Below are 25,417 nucleotides of genomic sequence, written 5' to 3' on the forward strand. Positions count from 1 at the left end.
GGTCCCAAGGGTATGGCTGTTCGCCATTTAAAGAGGTACGCGAGCTGGGTTTAGAACGTCGTGAGACAGTTTGGTCCCTATCTGCTGTGGGCGCTGGAGACTTGAGAGGAGCTGCTCCTAGTACGAAAGGACCGGAGTGGACATACCTCTGGTGTTCCAGTTGTCACGCCAGTGGCATTGCTGGGTAGCTATGTATGGACGGGATAACCGCTGAAAGCATCTAAGCGGGAAGCCTCCCTCAAGATTAGGTCTCCCTGGATCCTAGAGATCCCTGAAGGGCCGTTGAAGACTACAACGTTGATAGGCGGGATGTGTAAGTGCAGTAATGTATTGAGCTAACCCGTACTAATTGCCCGTGAGGCTTGACCATATAACACTCGAGCTGTTCGAGTGGTTGTAGGTCCCAAAAGTGCGTATCCAACGCCTTGACTACCAATTGTTTTAGATTCAGTCATCCTAAATGGAGCTGAATCACCCGATTTGCCCGGCGGCCATAGCAAATGGGTACCACCTGAATCCATCTCGAACTCAGTAGTGAAAACGTTTTGCGCCGATGATAGTGCGGAGAAATTCCGTGTGAAAGTAGGTACTGCCGGGCATTCACTTGTACACTTCGCGACCGTTCATATTGTGATCACGACGGACCCGATGCAGAAACTCCCCCGACCGGCCGCTTTGAGTTTATTTCCAATCAAATAAGACCCGGCACCGGCGCAATTGAAACTGGACACCCGAGCAGGTCTCGTTGGACGTCCGTCCCCGCACTTCATCAGTGACGTGGAGAAGTTCTGGAAGACTGCGAATTGTCTTATTGACACGCCAGACCGGCTGGTGCGCCACTTCATCGAGGCAGCGGCTATGGGTCAGTGACAGTGACTGATCCAAGTTTGAAAAAATAGGATTTCGTCAGTAAATGCTGAATGGGAAATAGCGATCGTTGATCTTTTCATACGTACCGTCGTCAAGAATTGTACGAATCGCCTGATTTAACTTGTCAAGCAGTTCCCGGTCGTCTTTGCGAACTGCGATGCCGATCCCTTCATCAATTCGATAACCGTCTCCTGTGAAGTCAAAGTCGGCACCATCAGGGCCCTGCAGCCAATGCCAATATCCGAGCCCGTCACCAAAAATGGCATCGATCTCACCTGACTTCAGTGCCTCATAAATCGATCCCTGTTCAGTAAAGTACCGGATGGTTGCAATGCTGGCAACATTCTTTTCGAGCCACATGGAAGAGACAGTTGCCGGTGCGACACCGATCGTGCGACCAGCTGGTTCATTCGGGTTGAATGTTGAATTCTTGTGCGCGACAAACCGTACAACATTGCTGTAATAGCGCTCTGTAAATGCGACTTTCTCGCGCCGTTCCTCAGTGATTGACATACTCGAAACTATCGCATCAATTGTTCCTGCACGAAGTTGTGGAATCAAGCCTTTCCACTCGACTTTCACAAATTTACAAACAACGTTCATCGTGTCACAAAGCGTCTGTGCGATGTCAATATCAAAACCTTTGAGGTCACCTGATTCACCGACCCCGCTGAACGGCGGATAGCCTGGGTCCACACCAACTCGAACCGATCCCTCTTGCGCGCTGGTAGCCTGAAGGGGAACCAAGGACAGCGCAACAAAAATCAGGGAACTCGCGAGCAAACTCTTCATCTGTCATTTCCAATCATCGACATCGTTCAAATCTGGTTATCTACATCGTACACCGAAAACGCAGTCTTCGGTCAATCGATTTTGCCCAACTTTCTGAGCGCGTCGCAAATACGCTTGAAACTGTCACCAATGTCAGCGCATTCATGGCGACCGCGAAGATAACCGTGCACCAGCCCCTTTTCCACTGTGCACTCAGCTTTCACGCCCGCTGCCTTGAGCCGTTTCACGTATTCGACTGAGTCATCGCGAATCGGATCAAACTCGGCAGCAAAAGCCGCACAGGGCGGCATTCCCGAAAAATTCCTAAAAACCAGCGGGAAGTAAGTCGCATCGTCGTTGCGTGGATTGCCTGCGCTCCTCAATTGTTCGAAGTGATGCACATCTGCGGTCGTAAGAAGCGGCGCATCCGAGGCTTCCTCATACGATGGCAGGTTCAGAATCTCGCCACCCAGAAACGGATATATGAGCACCTGTCCGATTGGCTGACGACTTGAGCCATGGCGAGCCACGCAGACTGCGGCGGCCAGTGTACCGCCGGCTGAGTCGCCGCAGACAATAGTATTGCCTTCGTCCAACGCGTCGAAGACATCAAGTGCATCATGGAAATGTGCCGGAAACAGGTGTTCCGGTGTCAGCCTGTAATCGACTGCCACCACCTGCATACCGGTATGGTGGGCCATGTCGGCACAGATGGTATCATGCGTGTTGAGGTTGCCGATCGCAAATCCACCGCCGTGGCAGTAGATTACGATCGTCCCAGATGAAGTCGCATGCGGCTCATACAGCCTGATCGGCACAGGCCCGTCCCGCCCGTCTACGACATCATCCTGAATTCCGATGTCGTCCGGAATCGGCGGGTCGAATCGCGCACACATTTTTTCGTAAAAGCGACGAGTTTCCTCAACACTCAACGCCTCACTGTGCGACGGATAGCTCGCCTCGACTTTTTCCACGAACGCGACCACGTCCGGTTTTAGGGGGTACTTGGATTGAAACCGATTAAAATTTTCCATTTGTTTGCGAAAGTTTGTCTTCCCGAAAGCTGGCTCCCGGCAAATTGACAGTCGAAAAAATACCCTATCGTTCGGACCTTCACAGCTTCCCAAAGGTTCAGCGATGATAACACAATGGAAATTTTTCATGCCCGTCAACCGAAAACGATCCGCTTGCTGCCTGTGATATTGTCCGGTGGGTGACAGCAGTCAAGGCGAGTGCCCTTACGATCAGGTTCCATCTTTGGGATATTGTCAATGCGGTGGCGTTGAAAGTCTAAGTGCGATTGATATTGCGTTGATCTGTGATCAAGCAAATGTATCCGAATCGTCTGGTGTTTGGGCTTAAAATCAATGGTGCAATTCTGAGATACGAACTTAATGTCTCAAATATTGCAGGAGTGATATTTCGAATTACTGCCGGAATGAAACTACAGATAAAGTGGAAGTCTCGCGTACATCAGGCGGTCGCCATTTCAGTCGGATTGGTTGTGATGGCGATGTCAGCATATTCGCCTGCGGACAAGGAGCAAGGAATGACAATCAGGGTGCCAGCAGAGTGGGAACCGCAAGAAGCGATCTGGCTTCAATGGCCGGGGCCGTACGAAAAAGTATTCGAAGACTCATTTGCTGAAATGACTGCGGTGATCACAAAGTATCAGAAACTTCATATTCTGTGTGACTCACAGACAATAAAGAAACAGGCGCAGGCGGCGATTTCAGATGTGGGCGTCGACCCCGATCACGCAAACATTGTCTGGCATATTGTCTCCAACGACAGCGCGTGGATGAGAGATAACGGACCGGTTTATGTGATTGCGGATGGCCGGATGCGGATTCAAAACTGGAAGTTCAACGCCTGGGGCGGTGCGTTCGGAGCCCATATCCCCTATACGCAAGACGACGCGGTACCGATCAGGGTCGCTGACATCCTTGATCTGCCGGTAGACACGATTGAAATTGTCCACGAGCGTGGAAATCTGGAGTTCAACGGCAAGGACACAGTGATCGCGAATTGGAGTGTGTTAGGCGATCCTGACCGGAATCCCGGCTACACGAAGGAACAGGTCATAGCGGACATGAAACGTCATTTCGGTGTCTCGAAGGTCATCCTGATCGAAGGTATACCGGAAGCGGACCTGACCAAAGGACACGTTGACGGCATTGCAAGATTTATCAACGAAAGCACGGTGGTGGTCTCACAATGCACGTCAGCATCGAAGTGCAAGCCGGGTGATGGTCGCGACGACGCAGTCTACGAAAGTGCCGCTCGGACAATACAGGCGGCCGGATTCGAGGTGATTCGAGATCCGATGCAAGCCACAGTCGAGTTCCAGGGCATGACCTTCGATACAAACTACGTCAACTGGATCGTAGGCAATGATTTCGTCCTGCTGGTGGGATTTGACAATCCTGAAACAGATTCGGCAGCGAAGGCGCGCGTGGAGTCCTACTTCCCCGGTCGCGAGGTGCATGTGGTTGAGATGCTCAGATCGTGGGCGTCCGGCGGCGGCGCGCACTGCCACACCAACGATCAACCGGCACTGTCGCTGGCCAGGAACCAATAACTCTTATGGCAATCACGCCTTGAGGACTCTGTCACTCGGATCATGGCTGGTCTGACTGCCCGACCTCGGGGTTATCGCCCGGCTCGAAAATCCCTGCGAGCAGGTAGCGATAAAGACTGATCGCCAACTGTTGTTCATTGTTTTCCGACCGGTGCTGTGCATCAGGCGAGAGTGACATCGTACGGCAAGGCTCGTCTGCAACTACCAACGTAATGTGCGCGTCCAGGTTTGTCGCCTGCCAGATTACGTCACCCGGACTGAATTGATAAAGGCAATTTTGGCAAGATCACTGGCACTAAGGCTTCGCTCCAGTCCCAACTTGAACTGGTGCGAAACCGTACCGAATGTCATCCGGAGTCGCTGAAAACAAGCAAGATTGTTTATCGTGACGATTCAACTGTACGCGTCGAACTGTTCGAAGAGCCGTATAATTGACATCGGATGCGCACGTAGTTCGACAACGATAATGTTGGCAGCTTAATGGAGACGAATTCGTGAATAACCAGCAATCATCGATCGCAAACAGCAGACTTTGGAACCATGTTCCAGAATTGCCAGTTCAATATAGTCCCCTGTTCGACTGGCCACCAAATCTCAGCAGCACCCTGCGCTGGCTGGCAAGGGTTTGGAAGCCGGTTGGTCTTTACTTCATCACTCTTGCAATCGTTGTGATCATCTATCTGTTCTTCCACCCACCTGAAGAGATGATGAGGGAATTTGCGTTTGGTTGGGTCGCACAGATCTGGCTGCGCAATCTGATTCTGATGTGCCTGGTTGCGGGCACCCTTCACTGCTACTTCTATATGCTCAAGAAACAGAAAGATAACCTGAAATTTGAAAAGAAGGGACAGGACGCGAACAGCAAAGTCCATAACTTCGGCAACCAGGTTTTGGATAACATGTTCTGGACCCTGACAAGCGGTCTCGCGATATGGACGGCGTATGAGGCAGTCTATTATTGGGCACACGCAAACGGTTTCGTGCCTGCATTGACATGGGCGGGCAATCCTGTGTGGTTTGTACTTGTCTTTCTCCTGATTCCGCTCTGGTCTTCCATGCACTTTTATTTCATTCATCGTCTTCTGCACTGGCCTCCACTATTCAGAGTGGCACACGCAGTGCATCACCGCAACGTGAATATCGGTCCGTGGTCGGGAATATCGATGCATCCCATTGAGCATGTTTTATTTTTTTCCAGTGTCGCAATACATTTCGTGATCGCGTCGCATCCTGTTCATATGATCTTCCATGCGTATTTTCAGGGTCTGGCACCTGCGGTGTCGCACAGCGGGTATGAAGCATTGAGTGTCGGTGGGGAAAAGCGCATGAAACTGGGTGATTACTTCCACCAGTTGCACCACAAACACTACAAATGCAACTACGGTACGGTGGAAATGCCATGGGATCGATGGTTTGGCTCTTTCCACGACGGAACGGAAGATGCAACCAGACGTATCAGGAAGCGCAAGTGGTGAGATTCTGACCTGGTTCGGCAGTTCTCGGAGCAAGCGCCCGTGGAACCACGGCAATCCTCACAATCCGTTCATTGAACCGATGCCCTGTCTGTAAAGCCAACTGCGATCATCTGCCGACCGATGTCGGCGCCAGTGCCATATCGTTTTACCTGCTTCAGATTCAGCCAGCACCAATCATCGCAAAGTCGTTGGCATTGTTCAGACTCAAATTACATCAATGGCATTCCGAACAGTGTACCGTGGAACTTCGCGAACAGTCCGGCGACAATAGTTCCGGACACGATTGCCACCCCATCCATCTTCCAGCGGGGCGGCTTGTCATGCGAAGACTGACTGCCCCGGATGCTGCTGCTTACTATTGCGACTACGGAAAAAGCGCCTAACGTCCCGAATAGCAGAATCGACTTCATGTCTCCGTTTGCTGCGAGGTGCGCGAGCGCCCACAGAAACAGGCCAATCAGCATGGGGTGACGGAAAAATGCCCGGATGTGCGTTGGCATGTTTGCCGCCGCGAAGAGAATCACCGCGATGGGCACCAGTCCAAACGCCATCGAACGTCCCCAAGTCACCGGTTGGTATACGGGTTGAAAATCAGCTTTGGAAAATCCCCAGATGATCAGTGCCAGGCTTACGAACGCCAAGGCTGAGAAAATCGCCCGATACTTCTTCTCTCCGAGGTTTGCGACCAGTTCGGTACGCAATGGCGGAACACTGGGGATCATGTGCAGAGCTACGAATAATATCAGTCCGGCAATCAGAAGCGTCATCAGAACATACCTCGGGTGATGTCAGGTTGGGGCAGTGTATTTTACGATTTTACGGCATAGTCGAATCGAATTTTCCAAAGCCGGTTACAGGGAGTGGACGATATGGGTTGGTGAATGCGGTACAGCGACAATGCATTGAATTACCCATTCATCCTGTTCCAACGTCGGACCGATGTTCCGCCCTTAAATCAGATACCTCACCATTACAACATGAAGTATAAATACGCTCACTATGCCGGCCAATGACAATCAATATATCACCTGTGGCGGTCTGAGCGTCAGCAAGCAACTTTTCGACCTGATTGCTGAAGAGGTTACGCCTGGAACCGGGGTGGATCCTGAACATTTCTGGAACTCACTGGAGAGTATCGTCGCCGACCTCGACTACAAGAATCGTTATCTCCTCAACAAGAGAGATGAGATTCAGAAGAAGATTGATGATTGGAATTCCACTGACCTGGCGAGTGATTACACAGCAGAGGAAAGTCGGGCGTTCCTTTCGCGGATCGGCTATCTGGTTGACGAAGGTCAGCCGTTCAAGGTAGAGGTTGAGAACGTCGACAGGGAAATATCAGATGTCAGTGCCCCACAGCTGGTTGTACCTGTGGACAATGCCCGTTACGCACTGAATGCGGCGAACGCCCGGTGGGGCAGTCTGTATGATGCACTGTATACATCCGGTGTTGCCGAATTTGAGCCGGAACCCGGTGATCCACCGACAAAATATGACCCGGAACGCGGTGGCAGGGTTATTCAGTGGACACGCAGTTTTCTGGATCGGGTAGTGCCGCTGCAGTTTGGGAGTCATGCTGATGCAAAGCAGTACTTCGTTGCTCCTGCCGGGCATCGCACCCTCGAACTGAATGTTAAGCTCAAGGACGACAATTTCACCACCTTGAAGTCTTCCGGGCAGTTCGCCGGTTTTCGCGGGTTGATGTATGACCCGTCCGAGATACTGCTCTACAACAACGGACTGTTTTTTCGGTTGCTGATCGATCGAAAATCGTCGATCGGACGTAAGGACTCGGCCGGTATCTGTGATGTGATCATGGAAGCTGCAGTGACAACAATTCAGGATTTCGAGGATGCGGTTTCGACTGTGGACGCTGCCGACAAGACGGTTGCCTACAGAAATTGGCTTGGATTGATGAAGGGCACCTTGACGACGCAGTTCGACAAGGGCGGAAAAACCGTTGAGCGCTCACTCAATCGGGACATGGAGTTCACAAATCCTTATGGCATGCCGGTCACCGTTTCCGCGCGAAGCATGATGCTGGTCAGACACGTCGGCATCCACATGTACACCGATGCTGTAAAAACCAAGTCTGGTGAGCAGATTCCGGAGGGTTTTCTGGATGCGATGGTCATCAGCCTTTGTGCCAAGCACAACCTGACTGGTGAAGGAGCGAAAGCGTTTCCCAATAGCAGCTGTGGGAGTGTCTATGTAGTCAAACCGAAGTTGCACGGACCCGAGGAAGTCGCTGCGACCGTCGAGCTGTTCGCACGTGTGGAGGACGCTCTCAAACTGAATCGGAATACACTGAAAATCGGCATCATGGATGAGGAGCGCCGCACAACGATCAATCTGAAAGAGTGCATTCGGGAAGCCAGAAATCGTGTGATTTTCATCAACACCGGATTTCTGGACCGCACGGGTGACGAGATTCACACAATGATGACATTGGGGCCGACGATTACCAAGGAGCAGATGAAAAAGTCAAAGTGGCTCCATGCCTATGAGGATTGGAATGTCGAAGTCGGTGTCGACACAGGCGTCTACAGTGTCGGACAGATCGGCAAGGGCATGTGGACAATGCCTGATTTGATGAAAGCGATGTACACGACTAAACGCGGACATCCTGAGTCGGGGGCGAATACAGCCTGGGTGCCATCACCGACGCTGGCGGTACTTCATGCGCTGCACTATCACGAAGTGGATGTGCTTGAGGTGCAACGTCTGATTCAGTCTAGAGACAGAGTCAAAATCGATGCGTTGCTTGAGCAACCCGTATTGCGAGAGGAACTCTCACACGAGGTGATTGAGAAAGAGCTGGAAAACAATGCCCAGAGTATTCTGGGTTATGTGGTGCACTGGGTCGAGGACGGAATCGGCTGCTCCAAGATTCCTGATATCAATGAGATCAACTTGATGGAAGATAGGGCGACACTCAGAATTTCCAGCCAATTGATAGCAAACTGGCTTAAGCACGGCTTGGTTACGAGCGATCAGGTAATTGATACATTCAAGACGATTGCGTCGATCGTCGACCGGCAGAATGCAGGGACTGAGGGTTATCGGAACATGGCACCTGATTTTGAGGCCAGTGTCGGATTCCAGGCTGCGCTGGACTTGGTTTTCAAGGGAGTGGAATCGCCCAACGGCTACACCGAGCCGGTTCTGCATTCACGTAGACGGGAATCAAAGCAGGTTCATCAGTAATTTCCTGGTTCAGGCTCAGTCCGGTACCCGGATGGAGTCCCTGATCTCACGTAGCCTTTCGATCAGTCTTTTGGGCTTCACGACTTCTACCTTGTCTCCCCAGGTGATCAGGTGAGAAGCCATTTCGTTGATTCCGCCTGCTCTGAATGAGACTTCCAGCCGGCCATCCCGCATGCGTCGGGTCTTTTGTGAACGGTGAAAATTCCATTCCTGTGCGACTCTCGAGATGTCGGCGTCAAACCGCCAGACCACATTGTAGGGTTTTTCCTGAAACACGCCGAAACTGGTGCCGAGGAAGTCTTGGAAACTGAAATCTCCCCTGCGCTCGAAAAATTGACGTTCGTGAACTTCCAGACTTCTTATTTTCGCCATCGTATAGGTGCGGAATCCGCCTGAGTCCGGGTTGAAGGCGACGAGGTACTGACGCACTCCGTGAAGGAATCCATATGGCTCAACTGTCCTTAGCCTAGGCTCTGACTCATTGCTTGAGGTGTACTTGATGCTGACAGTCTGACAGGCCAGGATGGCGTGACGCAACTCCCTTATCAGTTCCGGATCAACGTACTCCCGAGGTCCGGGTCTGGCCACAAAGCCCTCCGATTCATACAGGATCTCGGAGTCCTGCGCCACCATCTCCCGCGCCGCTGAGTCCATATTCGCACGCAGCATCCTGATCAGGTTTTCAGTCTGCTTGGCATACGCTGGCATGGAATTCTCCTCAAACATGCGAGACGCAGCTTTCAGTATGGAAATCTGTTCAAGTGTGAGGTTGGGAGTCGGGATGATTCGTTTCAGCCGCCATCGTTTCGGTCGCCGCGTCGTCAGTTCGATCTCAAGAAACGAGTCACCGATGGCCTTGACCATTCGTTCTGCTGTCCGACGGGACACCTGGAGCTTATCCTGTATCTGTCGATAGGTGACACCTTGCTCGGATGACTGCATTTCGTATACCAATTGCAGCATCTGCAGGTACTTTTCATACATCTGCTAAAAAATCCTTTCCGATAGGATATGAACTGGCATATACGAATATAATTCGTTTTGATGAAGGACAATTTGAAAAATTTCATTCTGTTCCCGGTAGGTGTCATGCTTGTTGTCGCCGCAGTTGCGAAGAACGCCGACGCGAACATCGACAGTGCGAGGGTTACAGTATCACAAACCATCCACGTCATTTACAGACAAATCGTTGCCAATTCGGGTGATGATGAGTCACTGAGAGCGGTTGCCAATGACGTGGTCAGTCGGGAATTGTTGCCGAAACTGAATGTCAGCAAATTCTCCAAACTGATACTTGCGGCACACTGGAAAAAAGCAACTGAGCAGCAACGGGCTGAGTTTACCAGAATTCTGACGCAGTTCCTTCTGCGCAGTTTTGTCACCGCGATTGTTTCCAATCACGACAGGCTCGACACCTATCTCGACAGCATCACGATCAAGCAAGCCAAACCGGGCAAACGGGAGGGACGTGCTATTGTGCCCTTGATTGTTCGATTTCCCGGTTCCAATGAAGTGAAAATCGACTTTCGCATGACCAATGAGGACAACGACGGCTGGAAGGTTTACGATGTCGTTTTCGAGGGTGTCAGCTTCGCGATCAACTATCGCACGATACTCAATTCCGAGATAAAAAGATCGGGGATTGATGCAGTAACGGCGAATCTGGCCGAAAAACTCACAAAATGATGAGATCGAGGCTCGACCCGGCCTGAGGCTTCAGATGAAGTTCTCCGCCAACCGGGTCATCTGGGTTGCTGCCGCCATAACCGGCTTGTATTGGATGAATGATGGCCAGGGTCGAAAGTCGAGTCGGTCCAATTCTGTATCTCCCTCCTTGGTTCTGAGAACCTTTTGACCCACTCGCATTCCAAAGTAACTGGACAGCGTTATTCCTGAACCACAGTAACCCATGGCGTAATGCACGCCCTCATGGACACCGATATGAGGGCTGATATCGGTGGTATAGGCGACAAATCCGACCCAAGAGTGGGTGATTTTTCTACCGGTCAGTTGCGGATAGATTTTCAGCATTTGCTCATAAAGAATCTTGGAACCGGACTGCGAAGTCGCCTCTGTAAACGTTACGCGGCCACCAAAAATCTGACGCTTGTGGTCAGGCGAAAGGCGAAAGTAGTTTCCGATCAATTGCGTATCCGAAATGACCCGGGCGTTAGGATTGAGTTCGGAAGTGACTGAATCCGGCAAGACTTCGGTTGCGATCTGAAAACTCCCTATCGGCAGAATCCGCTCATCATGCCAGCGAAACTGACGTTGTGTATAACCATTTGTTGCCAGGATCACATCGTTCGCATCGAATGTCCCCTTGGTTGTATGGACACGGAAGCCACTGCCATTTTTCTCCAGTTCAGTGGCGTGGCAGCGGTCGATCACGGTTGCGCCCGAACTGAGGACCCGTTGCAGCAATTCGGAGTGATATTTAGCGGGATGCAGCGATCCATGCGCGGGAAGTACACAGCCTCCGAAAAAGAAGTCTGAACCGATTTCCTGTCGCAGTTCGGCTTTTGGGATCATGTGAAACTCGTGTCTGATCTCGTCTGGAATGGATTGATAACTCCTTGCGACCCTGTCATATGCGCGTCGCTTGTGGATACCAATCAATCTTCCGTTCTGTTCGAAATCACAGTCGATGTTCTCGTCCTCGATCAGATCTTTCAGGTACTGAAGGGCGCGATGTCCTTCGCGCGACATCCTGATCGCGGTATCACGACCGAATTTCTTTTCGAGTCTGGATAGGCTTGGCTTGAAGCTTGTACCGGCCTGTCCACCGTTGCGACTGCTACACCCGTAGCCGACGAGATCCCTCTCCACCACCAATGTTGATCGTCCGGCGCGCACAGTCTGCAGTGCAGCGTTCAGACCAGTGTAGCCTGAACCGATGATCAGGACGTCCACCGACTTCGGCAAGTCCGAGTCGGTCACAGAAGGCAGTTGCTCTCTTGGTGCTGCGTCCCACCAATAGGGACTGTCCTGATAGTCGTCAGCGTACATGATGAATGTTCGATTTTGAATGGGACAATGAATCCGTAAACCGGGATTGAAATTATAGATGGATGTGGCTTTGACAGAATTGAATTGAATCCAGGTCTCCATCTGATTGTCCGGGCACCCATCCCGACAGTCAAGGCACTGCGGGTACGCGGGTTGATCCGCATCCGGACATCGACAGCGCCATTCACCCCTTGGTGAAAATCTGTCCTGGTGCAGTTCAGTGGACTCTGTACATAACAAGCCTCGCACATGCGACTGATTGTTCGTCATTGGTCGTGAAAGACACTTCCTAATCAAGTAACATTAGTGCTGTTTTTCTGTGACTGTGGAAGCTGCAAGATGCGACGGACAATAGGCGAGACAAATTTACAGGTATTTCCAATCGGCTTGGGCGCCATGCCGCTTGGTATCCGCGGCAGTTTGCAATTGGAACAGGCAGTTGATGTCATTCATGCCGCGATCGACGCCGGAATGAACTTCATAGACACTGCGAACGTCTATTGCACGGATAACCAGGATATCGGTCTGAATGAGCGCACAATCGCGTCAGCGCTTGAATCGATTGACGATAGCGACATAGTAGTTGCAACCAAAGGCGGCCTGATTCGCCCGCAAGGCCGCTGGGAAAGAAGGGGATCACCGCAGGATTTACGAAGTGCATGTGAAAATAGCCTGACAGACCTGAAAGTGGAGTCGATCGCACTGTATCAACTTCATGCGCCAGATGCATTGGTGCCATTCGCAGATTCAGTCGGAGAACTTGCCCGGCTCAAATCGGAAGGAAAAATTCAGAACATCGGACTGTCCAACGTCGATCGCAATCAGATCGACGAGGCAACGTCGATCGCAACAATCTCGTCGGTGCAAAACCGTTGCAACGTGTTTCATCAGCGGGACCTGAACAATGGACTGATTGATTACCTGAGGCAGCAATCCATTACCTACATCGCCTACAGTCCTATGGGTGGCGGCACGAATCACGTTAATTTACGTGACGAGTCGGTACTATCGCAGTTGGCGGAACAGTATGAGGTAACGGTGTATCAGATTGTGCTGGCTTGGTTGCTGGCAAAAAGCGACAACATCTTGCCGATTCCAGGGGCGAGTCGCATCTCAAGTGCTGTCAGCAGCGCGAACGCGGTGAATGTCCAACTGTCGGCGCAGGAAGTTGCGCAGATCGATCGTATCGGAAGCGACTAGGTCCAAGTCCAAGACGCTACGGCCAGTTGTCTACCGGATGGCCGCTCCCGATCCAATGCTCTATTCCTCGGGTGACATTGTGCACCTTCTGATACCCAAGTTGAGAACTTAGGAAATGACTGATCACCCGTGATCGGTTGCCAATGGCACAGATGATGGCAACACTGTCTTCGCGTCCCGCCAGTCGGGTGAACTTGGAAAGCCAGTCGTCCAGATCGTAGTTGCCCCGATGATCGAAAAAAGTCAGCAGATGGCTTTGCGGAATCACACCGGTTGCCCGCCATTCGTCAGGCGTGCGGACGTCAACGATCACCGCACCACCCTCGATCAATGCTGCAAGTTTGCCGGACGATGTCTCAAGCATTTCCGCGTTGACCGTGCCAAACAGAACCAGAAGACAGATTGCAGCCGGCCGGATCGAGTTTATCCTGAACATTTCGTTGCCTTGAAAACTCCATTCAAATTGTGGTCGTCTCAACGCCAATCTGTCGGTCCCGTCGGTCTGGGTTTAGGAAACTCGCGTTGCAGTTGTCATTGTATGCAGATGCTGTGACTTGCCTCAAAGACTGCGAAGCTTCATATGCCAATCGAGGTCATGCCCGCTTCATTCAATATCAGCCTGGATGAATTTCCAATTTCATTTCTCGTTCAGAAAAATGCGGTGAACCCGGATTTCTGAGTCGGCTTGCTGGATACGACCACCTCAATATCCTGTTTGATATTCTTATTGCCGCAATACACACTTTTCGTACAGGTCGAGAAATCTTCCGTCCCTGTCATATTTTTTCTTCAATTTCCAGTAGTCTTCACTATTATAGGTTTGCCAGAATTCCTCCTTATCGAAATACGAGTCGGAGTACAGAGACTTGATTCCACCTAGTTTTGCGGTCATCACTTCGATTTTTCTATTCAGGTGTCCAGGCTCGGAACGCTGTCGCGACCTGACCGAATCCCAAAATCCGAAATTCACATACATCTTCTCGGAACTCAGGGGGAATAAGGGAAAGCGCGCGGACTTTTCAGTTGTCCCGATAGGACATATCCATATCGGGAGCACACCGACTTGAGCCAAAAGAAATTCGAGAAATTCAGATGCCCGATCAATTGGGATGTCAATGTCCTGAATCACAGATTCGTTGTGATATCCAGCGAGTCGATTCAGAAATCCGGTGACGCCCCACTTTGTATTCCAACGCATAACTTTGGTGTAGGTCTCGGAATTGAGCCTCTTTTTGCCCGCAACTCTTCTCACCAGGCCATTTTGCGCATACAGATTTTTCGAACACCAGAACCAGTCGGTATCCCATCGCCAGATGTAGTCTTTGATGGTCAGATAATCAGTCCGTTTCTCGCGGATGGAACGATAGTAGATGTTGAGATAGGTGTAGTCACTGGTGAATGGCGCTGACTCACAGAATCGACCTGTAGTCAGATAGAATTCGCCCGCCTGGAAAACAGTCCCATCAAGAAAGTCGATATCCGATTCACTGATTTGCTGTATGGCATTGAAGAATTCATCTAGGTCGCTGAAACGCTCATGCTCCAGCCTTACATAAGGTTTGACTGGAAGTGCCGGTGTTTTCAGCCTGAGCGTGTATCCAAGCGTCCCATACGAATTCGCCATCCCATAGTACAAATCAGAGTATTCATTGTCCGCAGTGCATGTAACCACTGAGCCGTCCGCCAGCAGGACGTCCATCTCCAGCACAGTCTCATGGGGCAGACCGAAACGAAAGGACGTTGACTCGATTCCTACGCCTGCGATTGCGCCACCAATCGTGATGGACTTGAGTTGCGGTACGACCATCGGAATGAATCCATGTTCCAAAGTGGCGTCCACCAGGTCGGCATAAGTGATCATGCCCTCCGCAGTCAATGTTTGCTGATCTTTGTCTATCGTCAGCAGGTGATTGAAATCCCGGACGGTCAACCGGCTTGTTTCGAAGTCGGCACGGTCGCGAAATAAATTGGATGTGGTCTTTGCGAGACGGACATTACCGGATGCGGATTTCATCTGAGTCGAGAGCCGCTCCTTTCTTGCAGGATAGGACTCAGCAAAGTCCGTGAGTTTCATGTGGGCTCAGACCTGTCAGGCACTCAAACTTTGGGGATTGGTGGGTATTATCGGTTAGGTGCGAAAAAAGATTCAATTTTTATGCCGTATACATCGGAACAGAAACCGTCATTGACGACCAGTGCATCTGCAAGCGGGTTACAACGCCTGTGTCATGGTTGCCCGAGACCTCATCAAGGTCTAATATCGCACCTAAGGAGCCGCCAGCGGTGGCTGTTGACAAGCGTCTTGCAGTTGCGAGTTTCGAACCCGGTGACACCAGCACTTGTGTGACCACTGAAGCCAGCGCCAGTGAACGCTGTCGAGTGGCGTTTCGATGCAAAAACCGCTCCAGTCCCGTGTGCCGCCCAGCACCGCAGCGACGTTTCCGTGCGGGTATGAACGGGCGATGGCAAAGCCATCTTCGGCGGATTCACTGACAGTAACGCCGCGCAGCACGGCATCAAACCGGTTGATGATCTGCGGTGGCAGGTTGGTGAGATTGCCGACGGTTATTTTGCGGATGCGAGGGCCTTCTCTCTATGACCGGCGCGGCAAGACGGTGTGCCGGCCACGCTTGTTTTTGATCGTTTCGATGTAGTGAGCCAGAGCTGGGAATATGCACTGGGTAAATATAGACAGGTCATAACAAAGCAAAAACAACTTATCGTTAATCAAATCAAACTGTTGTGGAGTTAGAGATGGAAAATATTGCGTGAAGTTCCGCTTAGTGGGGCACACCGAATAGTGGTGACCGCCGCAATTGCAAATTGAGCATATTCGTCCCTAGGTGACTACAGAGACGGAAAACCTGGAAGTGCTAAGAAATCAATTCTTTGAGAGCATCAGCTTGCTTTGATTATTGGTTTGCCACAGGCAAAACTGAGCTCATTCATTCTTCACAATGAGTGAACCGACTTCACTTTTGAGGTTTGATTTTTTCGAGCCAAACCCCGAGTGCCGGGAGCAATAGGATCGCACCGATCATATTGACGATGAACATAAACGTCAGGATTGCCCCCATGTCTGCTTGAAATTTAAGTGACGCTGCCAACCAGGTTGCGATCGAAACTGCTAGAGTCATGCCGGTCAGGACAACTCCCGAACCAACGGTGACCAGAGTTTTTTCGAAAGCCTCCGAGAAGTCAGACCCACTTGCCATGTGGGTTCGGATGCGCCCATAGAAGTAAATACCGTAATCAACACCCACGCCGATGCCTAGTGCTACGACGGGCAATGTGGATACCTTCAGCCCGATTTCAAGAATTGCCATCAACGTATAGGCCAAAAGTGACGCAATCGCCAATGGGATGATGACACATAAAACCGCTGTAAGTGAGCGAAAAGCAATAAGACACAGTATGGTTACTGCCGCAAAAACATAGCCTAAGATTGGAAATTGAGACGCCTCAACCTCTTCATTGGTTGCAGCCATCACACCAACATTTCCAGACGCCAGCTTAAACTCAATGTCTTTCACTAAATTCTGGTGATTAAATTCCTTAACCGCATCCACCACACGTTCAATTGTTTCCGCTTTATGGTCGGTCGTATAAATATGAACTGGCATCACACTGCAATCAGCGTTGAGCAGGCCGCTTGAAGTCTGCACCGGAGAAACTGCCTGTACCAACTGATAGTGATTACGCGGCAACGTACTCCATTTCAGATTACCTTCGTTCCATGCTGCATTGATATGTCTTGCGGTCCCAGCGAGCCCTGAAACCGACTGAACACCATCGACATTTCGCAGCTGCCATTCAAATGCATCGATCGTACTCAAAATGTCATAATCAATGCACCCATCCGGCTTGGTTTCTGCAATGACTGTCAGAACATCGACTCCGATGCTGAACTTATTGCTTATCATCGCAGCGTCTTGGTTGTAGACCGAGTTCGCACGCAATTCAGGAACGCCACTGTGTTCATCGCCAATTCGGACCTTGGGCGCATTCCAAATTCCAACCAATGCTAAAACAGCGGATAACACAATCACCAAGGCTGCATTTCTTGGTTGGGTAACCCGTGATATCCAGACCCACACTGGAGATAAAAAAGCGTCTTTGGCATCAATTCGAACGCTCCGGGAATTATTGTTGCGATGGATATGAGTAAGCAAAACCGGCAACAAGCCAAGATTAGTCAATATGATCCCAGCGACTCCGATGCTGGCTGCTATCGCAATTTCCTGAATTACCTGCACATTTATGAATGCAATCGTCACAAATCCAATTGCATCCGATACTAGTGCCACCATTCCAGGCTTCAATACGCGTCGAAATCCGGCCCGGGAGCACTCCTCGGCACTGAGACCACTGGCGAATTCAACATGGGTAGCATTGACAACCTGAACTCCATGACTGATTGCGATCGCGAACACAAGAAATGGAATCAATATCGACATTGGATCAATGCCAAACCCGAGTACATTCAGAATTCCAAGCTGCCAAACGACAGACAAAAGAGAACAGGCGAGTAAAGTTGCGGTTAACGGAACTGAGCGTAGATAAATGTAAACGAAAATTGCAATTACGAAAATTGCAATTCCAAAAAATGCAATTACTTCGGTAGTACCGGAAGCGATGTCGCCCACCACTTTAACAAAACCGATAATGTGAACCGTGTATCGATCATCGCCATGGGCCAACGCGGTTTCACGCACGTTTTCCAACTGATTGGCAACATCCACGTAATCAAGTTGTTCACCAGTCCCGGGATGGAATTCCTGCAGCCTTGCCGATATAACCGCACCACTAAAGTCATTTGCCACCAAGCGTCCGAGTACACCGGATTTGAGAATATTTTCCCGCAGTTGTAAAAATCCAGCGTCGTCGCCCTTGAAATCGACCGGCAGTACGTTGCCTGATTCGATTCCATCTTCGACAATCTCCAGATAACGAACGTTGGGTGTCAGAATCGAGAAGACTTGCGTTCGATCAACTCCAGGCAAGAAAAAAACTGCGTCTGTAACCTGGCGAAGCAAATCGATAAATTCAGTAGAAAAAATATCACCCTCTTTCGCCATAATCGCAACTAAAACCCGGTCAGCACCCCCAAATTCGTCGCGATGCTGTAGAAATGTTTCCATATAAGGATGCTCGACGGGGACAAGTTTGGTAAACCCTGCGTCAACGGTCAGCTGCGAAGCAAACCATCCCATTGCCAAAGTTACCGTAAGAAACACTGCAATAACCCAGCGTTTATGGTCAAACAGGGCGTTTTCAAGCAATCGAGTCATACGAATGAATGTCTCATTTGGATTTTGTCTGACCAAGCCATGGATTCAAAAATCTACTGAACAGTTGGTTTGAGGTTCAACTGCTGGAAATTGCTGTATAAGTTTTATTGAGAATTGAGTTACAAAATGAGGCCTTGATCAATTCTGTATTTGCAGCGGTTCAGTCATCCATTCGCTGCTTTCCAGATATCGAACACCAAACATCCCGACCAGAACCAGTTTGTTATCAGGCAGCACTTCCGCCGCTGATATTCCGAGCCTGTCTGGAAACTGCCTCAATGTAAAGGTTTGGCCGCCATCAAAGCTGATCAGCAACGTCCCATCAAGCCCTGTAACGACTACCCCGCCATTTGTAAATCGTGCAATTCCGGTTAGTGTTGCAGTGGTTCCGGTATTGATTTGCCGCCAGGATTGACCGCCATCGTCAGATCGATACAATCCGCCTCGAAGGCCGCATAAATAGACTGTATCCGGTGGTATTGCCAAAACTCCAAACCAAGATCCGGAGTAGGGCGAATCGACCTCACTGAAGTTTTTACCGGCATCATCTGACCGATAGGCTACTCCGGCTTCAGCTCCAATATACAGGATAGGATTGATGTCCGCGGCGACAGCATTCAAGTGATAATCATCTTCGCTGATCGTTTTTGGCTGCCAGCTCTCACCACCGTCTTCGGTTGACAAAAAAAAGCCAAATGAGCCGATTGCAAATCCTTGCATTGAATCAGTAAACCACACATCTAGCAGCGGGCGCTCTTCATGAGGAGCATAGTGCATCAATTGCCAGGAGTTGCCTGCATCTTTGGTCCGCAAAATGACTGCATCGTGTCCCACGGCAAAACCAGTGTCTTCGTCGAGCATCTTAACTGCAGACAAAAGAACGTTGACAGGTGACTGTACCTGCGTCCAACTAAGACCTAAATCGTCAGACACTAAAATGTGGCCGCGTTGACCGACTGCGATAACCCTTTTTCCCGTAAAAGTTACGTCGAGAAGCAACGATTGTGCTGAAAGTCTTGCTGGGTGGGATGCTGCGACCTCAGCATCGGCATGTTCAAAAACAATTAAGCATAGTCCTATCAGCAAACACTGCCAAAGACGATAGCCGGATTCAACGCAGGGAATGCGCAATAGGTTGCCTGAAATCAATCGAATATCTCTGACGCTTTAAGGATTATCTACGTCCCTCCCGACGGAGTGCTGAAAGAGTGTAGTCTCTTTTTTTTGAATCTTCATCCCATGTGCACATTGGAAACTCATTATCAAGGCCTTGTGCCAGGTAGCGACGTGCCTGCAAATCAGAATGAACTTCCAATGTAGCCCAAATTAATGGTTTCTCATAGTAATTAATGACATGAGCTTCTGATACACGCCACAACTGATCGCGTGTGTCATAGATATCACTCAACAATACTTGCCATGAGTCCTCATCAATATAAAACGTACGCCGCTTGTAGACGTGACTTGCGCCTTCCTTTAGTGTTGCTTCGACGACCCAGACGCGATGCAGTTCATAGCGTAAATGTTCTGGGTTGACATGAAGCTGCGTAAGAATATCAGTAAATTTTAACTGGTCGCTGTGTAAGCGATATGAATTGTAGGGTACATACAATTCGCGCTTTCCAATCAGCGTCCAGTTATAGCGGTCAGTTGCACCGTTGAACATGTCAAACTGATCAGAAGTTCGCAATCCATCTGACGTTGAACCCGGATTATCGTAGCCGACATTTGGTGCACGCCTTACCCGGCGCTGACCTGGATTGTAAGCCCAGGCCTTGCGGGGTTCGATGACCTGGTTCATCGTTTCATGCACTAACAGAATGCCACCAGCGAGACGCGTTGGAGCGACTACTTTGTGCTTGGTATATATCATGATGTTGTTGAGGTCAGCGACTGTCATTTCAGGCAAAGAGTACCTTAACTCTGCTTCAACCTGAGTCTTTACAATGGTATAGTCACCTCCTGTCGTCACAGCAGCCTGTCCCAGCATGCATGAGACCGTTTCACCGCGGTAGCGAAGCAGGTGGTTCCATATCACTTCAAGCCCGTTCTCAGGTATTGGAAACGGAATGCCAATGACGGCATTGCCGACGCCATTACCATCGTCTTCCAGCGTTGCAGTTGCAGCGGTACTGCGCGTGGCGTCATAAATTCGCTGTGGTACAGAAGCACTTCGTCGTGTCGGATAGACATTGATGTGGAAACTTGGGTAGGTTTCAAGCATTGCCTGGTGCCCGGCAGACAGATATTCGCGGTACTCTTCGATATTGTTTGAATCGATTACGAATAGAATCTCATCGTCCGGGAACGGATCACGATGATGCTCACCAACCTGATAGCCCTCAGGCGGCGCTACGATGCCACCCGTCCATTCAGGTATGGTTTCGTCTGCATTGCCAGCGCGTTCTGCGCCAAGTGGAGTAAGGTCTTGGCCAAGCCGGTTGATTTGATCGGGTGTCAGTTCCGCATTAACTGATGCGGAGAAACAAGCAATCAAAAGAACAGCAACTGATTTTATTGCGAACTTATTCATAGTGTTCCTCTGGAATCCCGTGTTCAGAATGAATAGCTGACTGAGAGGGACAGAAAATCGCGATCGCTTAATCTATTTCTAGAACCCGAATGCGCTGTATAACTCAAATCAGCAGTCCAACGATCAAGATAGTTTGCCCCCAATCCAAAGGTCAGCACCTTTCTGCCCTGCAAAAAGTTACTGACCGGTACCGGGGTCGTGCCTTTTACATCATGCAGAAATTGAAAATATGGAATTAACTTAACTGCGCCAATCGCGTTGTTATATTCAAACCAAACCGTACCGCGGTATCCATAGGAAGTCGCATCCGCATAACCGCCACCGGCACCACCGGTTTCAAGCGGAGTTCGTTCTGAATCAGGCATGTCGTGAACATGAGTAATACCCATCTCACCGACAAAGCCAGTGCTATCGGAACCAAGTGCAGAGCCAAAAATCTTGGTCGCGGTCATTTGCAGCTGACTGACATTTCTTCTCACATAGCCTAGCACGTAGCCCTGTTGGTTACCATTCCCCAATTGAGCAAGAGAATTTTCACAATCCGGGGTGTTGGGTGATAAGCACAAAACCGGGCGTAATGCCTGTCCGAATAAAGACCTGACTTCCCTTTGTAAAGGCACATCTGAATGATGGGAATATTCACCTTGCAAAGCCCAGCCACTATTTTCGAGAGCGGTATTGAAACTGATCCCAATCGTTTTTATGTCTTCAGGGTATTCGACTAGGTAGTTCGATTCCTTTGCAAATCGGTCAACAATCAATCCTCGAGTAAACGGTCCAACAATCGATTCTCCACGGGGACCCAGCATTCTCATCAATTCGGCTCGGCCTAAATCGTTGTTCAGACTTCCCGCCATCCGTAGAATTCTATTAAATTCTGCTTGGGAAGGAATGCGTCCGCTTACAACTGGAAGCTGGCTGTGATTTCGAATAAAAAATAACCCAAATTCGGTATTGTTTAATTCTTCAGCAAAATAGCGAAGTGCAAATCCCCATTGACCTTCATCCTTTGGCTCGTTATCTGGAGCACGTTCAACAGCAAGAAAATGAGGATCGTGCCTTTTGAGTTGATACCCGTTCAGATCAAATAAGGGGGAGGAATTGAATTCTGCTACATTCAGCCTGAAGATACGTCCTGTATCCGATACGTTTCCGAGACTAGAGTGTGTGATATACGCATATCTTCCACCGGCACCGACAAAGTCATTGGTCGAATAATAGGTGCCAACCGGGTCAATTTCAGTATGCTTCCAATCGAATTGATAGAAACCCTCCACTGTCAAATTCGGAGAGAGCCCCACAGAAGCCGAAATCATCGGAACCGGGATAAGCGCCTCGCGCAACTCCGAACCTGGCGTTCGAATACGGCTGACGTCAATAGGATTGGTGACATTGATTCCGTTTGGAATGAACGTGCTCTCGCCCCAGTTTAGAACTTGACTGCCAACTCGCACATCGAAAAAAAGACCCTGCACGTCAAAACCGCCATAAACATAGGCGTCCAGTAGATTGATGTCTTTACCGGCAATTTTTTTCGCTTCTGAAGATAACGGCGTTCGAACTCGAGCTCTGTTTTGATTTTCGTAGTCAATGAAACCATGCGCTCGCGTAAAGAGACCAAAATCACCCTGCTGAATACCCAACTCAGTGGTAATCGCTGCCGTATTGCTGACGATACCACGGTTGTAGTTTCTAGTGCCATTATCGGTGTTGGCGTTAGATAATCCGTCCTGTCGCTTGGATGTTCGCGCAGTTAGACCGTAAGTAAGCGTGACATCGAGATTGGCTTCCACATCACCACTTGAAAGTTCAACTGCATGAGCGGGTAGTGCAACGACAACCGCACAAAAGGTAACAATGACTGATAAACCGTAAACATAGACCGATTGTTTGAGACTGCGCTTTGAAGGTGAATTGCTTGGTCTGTCCAATCTAAGGCACCAAGAAAAAAGGCTTTTTGTCATGTTGCCTCCATTCTATGTCTCGCTACATTCTGATATCCAGGTTAAAAATGCTGAAAAGGTGCAAGGATGTCTGAACTTAAACGACTTGTTGTTCTTACGTTTAACTGTCAAACGAATTGAGCAGGTCCGATACCAGTCAATTTGTATTTCCTTATACTTGCATGAAAAACCATTGTTTTCAGTCGTATTGATTCAGCACAAATATTCGATGCCACAATACCTGATGCAACACTAATATTGACGGATTTTTATGCCATTTTAGACTAAATTACACTAGTGTCCCGTTAAATTATTCAATAAATCAGGCATGTTCGCTTATCTGCATTTTTTGATTGAGTTGGCTGGAATTGACGTGATGCGGTATCCATTGAGTCTTGAATTTACTGTTTTGGATCCCATTGAACTGTAATGCACGCAGTCGTACAGTGCCATTCGATCGGATTGGCGGATTCAGGGCACAGTGAGCCGCCGTGCCCTTTTTTCAGGGGCGACTAGGGGGTTGTGACAGCTTGCGCCGTTGAATCAATTCGGCAGCGGTTTTGGATTAAGGTCCAGTGCCTGTTGCGAGTGGGCGGCGAAATACCGATTCGATTCTCGAATGTATTGAAACGCCCTTGCAGGCGAATGATTGAGATTGCGATATTGGTCAGTGCTGCGAGATTCTGCGACAGGTTTCGCAGCCGCGCCCGGCAACGGTCTTCATCGCAGGTGAAATCGCGCACGTAGTGGTTGGCGTTGTCAATGTGCCAGTGTACCCGTACTAATTTGCTTAACTGTTCAGCATCGGCTGTGTCGGCCGTCAGCGAGGTCACAGCATAGTCAGGGCTATTCGTTTATCTGATATAGCCAATTATCTCTGACTGAGTTATCGTCAGGGACAATTGGAGTAAAAAAGTTTACTTGGAGCTGGACATTCGTTTGTCGATCTGGAAACGTGGTTATGGGAGTGTCGGACTGAGGTTTGATACGAAAGTGTCGGATTTGCCACCTGAACCCTGCTATCGCTGACGCGCTTGCCCTTGGCTCGACTAACTTTTTGCGCCAATTGTCGATTTTTTCTGTTTTTTGCGTGGGAAAGTCTTGTATCCGTCAATCAGATCAGGACAAAAAAATAATGACTGAGGAGGGAAGTTCAATTCGTCCGTTTCGTGCAGCGACATAGATCATCTCCTTGATATCTGCAAAACGTACGCCAGTGATCGTATAGCTTTTTGAATTACTCCTTTCGACCTTCGAACAGCATGACCAGATTAGGCAGTATAAACAAGGTGAACAGGCTGGTTAACACCAGACCGCCGAGTATGCTGACCACAAAAGGCACGAAGACAAGCAATTCTTCACTGCGTTCATACAGCAAAGGTGACAAAGCCAACAATGTTGTCAGAGTTGTCAGAAAGACAGCGCGAAATCGGGAGTGCATCGCAGCAGCAGCCACAGCGATCACGGGAAGGTTCGGACGCTCAATCTTCAGATTGTTGTATTTATCGAGTAATATCAGCGCATCGTTGAAAATTACTCCCATGACACCAATCACTCCAAACATTGACATTGTGCTGAAATTCCAGCCCAATACCCAGTGTCCAAATATCGCGCCGGTGAACGCAACCGGAATTCCGAAAATAACGACAAGCGGCTTCCAATAACTGCGAAGGTACGTTGCAACGATCACGTACATAGCAAGCAGCGTAAAAGGCATAAGGATCGATAGAGTTTTAATGAAGTTTCTTTCGTCGCGTATTGAACTTTCTGGTTCAATAACAAGGCCAGGATAATTTTCGATGATCTGCGAAGCAACATCATCGTTAATCGTCCTGCGAACTTTTCTCGGTGTCGAAGCCTCCAGATCTACAAATCCTTCAATGAATATCGCCTGGTTACCGTCAATACTAGACAGCGAAGCCAACTCCCGTTCTTCCTTGATATCGGCAATATAGTGGAATGGGATTTCCCCATTCTTGGAAACACGCAGTCGCTCGTTCATCAGTCCGTATAAATCATCACGATTTTCCCGTGGGTAGCGAACGACAACTCTTAACTCATCATGTCCGCGCTGAATGCGTTGAACAGTAAGACCGTGAAACGCCGCCCTTAGCTGATATCCTACCTCCGCAATACTAAGTCCGGCCGCTCTGCCCTCTGGAGTAAGTTCAATCTGAAAATGAAGCTTGCCCGGTGTCGCGTTATCAGACAGTCCGTAAATCGCGGGGTGCTCAGCTAACTTATTTCTGAATTCGCTCGCCGCCTGCAACAACGTTTCGCGATCATCATGCTGCAGTGAATAGGCGATGAGTGGACGCGACGGATTTCGCGTCGATGCCAGGTGAATTCTTTCCGCGGTTGGTACATTGCCAATCTGCTGACGCCATGCTTTTTCGAATTCAAGCGCCGATAATTGTTGTTCTGGCTGATCGCGCAGGTGAACACGGATTGACGCAATGTGGTTGGCGTCGGTTTTTTTATTATGTAGAGGCATTTTCGTTAACTGAAAACCGTTGGTATGACTCGCGATCGCAAGG

The 25,417-nt window shown here is 49.6% G+C and carries 19 protein-coding genes and 2 rRNA genes; 7 read left to right on the forward strand and 14 right to left on the reverse strand.

What is annotated here, in order from left to right:
- Both OXI60_04695 and rrf read left to right on the forward strand, forming a co-directional pair.
- Positions 1–370, forward strand: a 23S ribosomal RNA gene (locus OXI60_04695); the annotation flags it as partial.
- A gap of 113 nt (positions 371–483) precedes the next feature.
- Positions 484–598, forward strand: a 5S ribosomal RNA gene (rrf, locus tag OXI60_04700).
- Positions 599–906: 308 nt separating this feature from the next.
- Here rrf and OXI60_04705 read toward each other — a convergent pair.
- Entirely contained in the window at positions 907–1,662 is a 756-nt protein-coding gene (locus OXI60_04705) for a transporter substrate-binding domain-containing protein (protein MDE0309113.1), read from the reverse strand.
- A 71-nt stretch (positions 1,663–1,733) separates the two neighbouring features.
- Complete coding sequence (locus OXI60_04710; protein MDE0309114.1) at positions 1,734–2,675, reverse strand: alpha/beta hydrolase; 942 nt, start codon at positions 2,673–2,675, stop codon at positions 1,734–1,736.
- A gap of 404 nt (positions 2,676–3,079) precedes the next feature.
- Between OXI60_04710 and OXI60_04715 the strand changes: the two genes are divergently transcribed.
- Positions 3,080–4,222 carry an agmatine deiminase family protein gene (locus tag OXI60_04715; protein MDE0309115.1) on the forward strand — a complete coding sequence of 381 codons (1,143 nt, stop codon included), beginning with the start codon at positions 3,080–3,082 and terminating at the stop codon, positions 4,220–4,222.
- Between the two features lie 40 nt (positions 4,223–4,262).
- Here OXI60_04715 and OXI60_04720 read toward each other — a convergent pair whose 3' ends face one another.
- Positions 4,263–4,400: a hypothetical protein gene (locus tag OXI60_04720; GenBank protein ID MDE0309116.1), complete on the reverse strand. Its 138-nt coding sequence runs from the start codon at positions 4,398–4,400 to the stop codon at positions 4,263–4,265.
- Between the two features lie 316 nt (positions 4,401–4,716).
- Here OXI60_04720 and OXI60_04725 point away from each other — a divergent pair, with 316 nt between their 5' ends.
- Complete coding sequence (locus OXI60_04725) at positions 4,717–5,697, forward strand: sterol desaturase family protein (protein MDE0309117.1); 981 nt, start codon at positions 4,717–4,719, stop codon at positions 5,695–5,697.
- Between the two features lie 209 nt (positions 5,698–5,906).
- Here the strand turns inward: OXI60_04725 and OXI60_04730 are convergent, their stop codons facing one another.
- Positions 5,907–6,464, reverse strand: coding sequence for an NnrU family protein (locus tag OXI60_04730; GenBank protein ID MDE0309118.1), 558 nt, complete (start codon positions 6,462–6,464; stop codon positions 5,907–5,909).
- Between the two features lie 232 nt (positions 6,465–6,696).
- Here OXI60_04730 and OXI60_04735 point away from each other — a divergent pair, with 232 nt between their 5' ends.
- Positions 6,697–8,904: a malate synthase G gene (locus OXI60_04735; GenBank protein MDE0309119.1), complete on the forward strand. Its 2,208-nt coding sequence runs from the start codon at positions 6,697–6,699 to the stop codon at positions 8,902–8,904.
- A 15-nt stretch (positions 8,905–8,919) separates the two neighbouring features.
- On the opposite strand, the gene OXI60_04740 is transcribed toward OXI60_04735, so the two are convergent.
- Positions 8,920–9,888: a WYL domain-containing protein gene (locus OXI60_04740; protein ID MDE0309120.1), complete on the reverse strand. Its 969-nt coding sequence runs from the start codon at positions 9,886–9,888 to the stop codon at positions 8,920–8,922.
- Between the two features lie 72 nt (positions 9,889–9,960).
- Here OXI60_04740 and OXI60_04745 point away from each other — a divergent pair, with 72 nt between their 5' ends.
- The gene (locus OXI60_04745; protein ID MDE0309121.1) at positions 9,961–10,590 is read left to right on the forward strand and encodes an ABC transporter substrate-binding protein; all 630 of its coding nucleotides are present in this window, start codon (positions 9,961–9,963) and stop codon (positions 10,588–10,590) included.
- Between the two features lie 30 nt (positions 10,591–10,620).
- Here OXI60_04745 and OXI60_04750 read toward each other — a convergent pair whose 3' ends face one another.
- Positions 10,621–11,913 carry an FAD-binding oxidoreductase gene (locus tag OXI60_04750; GenBank protein ID MDE0309122.1) on the reverse strand — a complete coding sequence of 431 codons (1,293 nt, stop codon included), beginning with the start codon at positions 11,911–11,913 and terminating at the stop codon, positions 10,621–10,623.
- 339 nt (positions 11,914–12,252) lie between these two features.
- On the opposite strand from OXI60_04750, the gene OXI60_04755 reads away from it, so the two are divergent.
- A complete protein-coding gene (locus OXI60_04755) occupies positions 12,253–13,113 on the forward strand; it encodes an aldo/keto reductase (protein ID MDE0309123.1) in 861 nt (286 codons plus the stop codon).
- Between the two features lie 16 nt (positions 13,114–13,129).
- Here the strand turns inward: OXI60_04755 and OXI60_04760 are convergent, their stop codons facing one another.
- The 8 genes from OXI60_04760 to OXI60_04795 all read right to left on the reverse strand — a co-directional run.
- On the reverse strand, positions 13,130–13,549 hold the full coding sequence (locus OXI60_04760; GenBank protein MDE0309124.1) for a rhodanese-like domain-containing protein: 420 nt from the start codon (positions 13,547–13,549) through the stop codon (positions 13,130–13,132).
- A 288-nt stretch (positions 13,550–13,837) separates the two neighbouring features.
- A complete protein-coding gene (locus OXI60_04765; GenBank protein MDE0309125.1) occupies positions 13,838–15,187 on the reverse strand; it encodes an FAD-binding oxidoreductase in 1,350 nt (449 codons plus the stop codon).
- Positions 15,188–15,266: 79 nt separating this feature from the next.
- The gene (locus OXI60_04770; GenBank protein ID MDE0309126.1) at positions 15,267–15,509 is read right to left on the reverse strand and encodes a hypothetical protein; all 243 of its coding nucleotides are present in this window, start codon (positions 15,507–15,509) and stop codon (positions 15,267–15,269) included.
- A gap of 576 nt (positions 15,510–16,085) precedes the next feature.
- On the reverse strand, positions 16,086–18,404 hold the full coding sequence (locus OXI60_04775; GenBank protein ID MDE0309127.1) for an MMPL family transporter: 2,319 nt from the start codon (positions 18,402–18,404) through the stop codon (positions 16,086–16,088).
- A gap of 138 nt (positions 18,405–18,542) precedes the next feature.
- Entirely contained in the window at positions 18,543–19,490 is a 948-nt protein-coding gene (locus tag OXI60_04780; GenBank protein MDE0309128.1) for a YCF48-related protein, read from the reverse strand.
- 88 nt (positions 19,491–19,578) lie between these two features.
- Entirely contained in the window at positions 19,579–20,937 is a 1,359-nt protein-coding gene (locus OXI60_04785) for a DUF1329 domain-containing protein (GenBank protein MDE0309129.1), read from the reverse strand.
- A gap of 23 nt (positions 20,938–20,960) precedes the next feature.
- The gene (locus OXI60_04790) at positions 20,961–22,901 is read right to left on the reverse strand and encodes a DUF1302 domain-containing protein (GenBank protein MDE0309130.1); all 1,941 of its coding nucleotides are present in this window, start codon (positions 22,899–22,901) and stop codon (positions 20,961–20,963) included.
- Positions 22,902–24,117: 1,216 nt separating this feature from the next.
- The coding region (locus tag OXI60_04795) for an efflux RND transporter permease subunit (protein ID MDE0309131.1) at positions 24,118–25,417 on the reverse strand (1,300 nt) is incomplete at its 5' end.

Source organism: Acidiferrobacterales bacterium, from assembly GCA_028820695.1.
Classification (GTDB): Bacteria; Pseudomonadota; Gammaproteobacteria; order Arenicellales; family JAJDZL01; genus JAJDZL01.